At 60.5% G+C, this 1,368-nt stretch carries 1 protein-coding gene and 1 pseudogene; both read right to left on the reverse strand.

All coding sequences use genetic code 11. The features are described from left to right. Positions 1-143: 143 nt before the first annotated feature. Positions 144-620 (reverse strand): annotated as a pseudogene (locus AX692_RS06655) (Tn3 family transposase); the annotation flags it as partial. Positions 621-682: 62 nt separating this feature from the next. Beyond that, a partial coding sequence (locus AX692_RS06660) for a Tn3 family transposase (protein WP_155646276.1) occupies positions 683-1,368 on the reverse strand: 686 nt, incomplete at its 5' end.

Consider the following 1,368-nt stretch of genomic DNA (forward strand, 5'->3'; position numbering starts at 1 on the left):
CGGCAACAGCGACCGCAATGGTTTCCTTATGCACGTCCAGACCAACGTATTTCACCGTCTCCGTCATGACTCGTCTCCGCTGCTGACAAATCCATCATCAGCATCTCAGATTCGAGCCTCCGAGGCTCTGGCAGTCATGGGGTCTAAGGAATCTGCGGCGCCGGTGGGGAAGGCATGTTGCGGAGTGGGCGCATGCCACCGGCGAGAGGGGGAATGTCTGTCCAAAGGTAGTCGCCGGTCAGGTTTATGTGTTGCCAACCGAGCGGCGAGAGATGGCGCAAAAATTCGTTGGGCACTAAATATCCGTTGAGTTCGCGTTGCCGAAGTGCGGCTTCCAGATAGGTCGTGTTCCACAGCACGATCGCGCCGGCAACGAGGTTGAGCGCGCTGGCACGATGACTTTGCGATTGAATCCCGTGATCGCGCAGGCGGCCAAGTCGGTGGAAGAAGATCGCTCTCTTCAAGGCGTTTTCGGCTTCGCCTTTGTTGAGCTCCTGGGTCGCGCGGCGACGTTCTTCGGGGTTTTCGATCCAGTCCAGCGTGAACAAAGTGCGCTCGACCCGTCCGATCTCGCGTAGAGCCAAGGCCAGCCCGTTCGCGCGCGGATAGGAGCCGAGCCTCTCAGAGGGCATAGCGTGGATGGTACGCTAAACAACGCTAAGGGCGAACAATCAGCGAACGCTTATGCGACGCGGCTATCCGGCGGGAGATTGAGGGCCTTGCGGCCAGCGGAAGCGGCTGCGCGATCCCAGAGGAAATCGCCGGAGAAGGCAATATGCTCCCAACCCACGGGGGACGTATGGGCGAGCAGATAATCAGGCACCGCGACCGAGGTTGATCGTAGATGCTGGGCGGCAGCATCCATGTAGATCGTGTTCCAGTAGACGATCGCGGCGATGACTAGATTGAGGCCGGATGCCCGATATTGTTGCGCCTCATGGCTGCGGTCGATGATCCGGCCTTGGCGGAAGGTGTAGATTGCCTGCGTCAGGGCATGGCGTTGTTCGCTGTTGTTGAGACCAGCATGGCATCGCTGGCGCAGATCGGGATTTTCCAGCCAGTCCAGCATGAACAGGGTTCGCTCGATCTTGCCGATTTCCTGTAGCGCGACGTCGAGTTGGTTCTGCCGTTCGTACGCGGCGAGCTTTCGCAGCATGACCGATGGCGCGACATGGCCGGCCTTGATCGAGCCGACGAGGCGCAGCACGTCATCCCATTGTTCAGCGATGATGTCGGTGCGGATACGCTTGCCCATTAGCGGGGCGATGGCCGGATAGGCCTTAACCGGCGCGATCGGCGCGAGGCGCCGGTCTGGAAAGTCGCGCAGGCGCGGGCAGAAGCGAAATCCCAGCATCGCGCACAGGGCGA

Origin of the sequence: Erythrobacter donghaensis (assembly GCF_001557325.1) — a bacterium.
GTDB lineage: Bacteria > Pseudomonadota > Alphaproteobacteria > Sphingomonadales > Sphingomonadaceae > Erythrobacter > Erythrobacter donghaensis_B.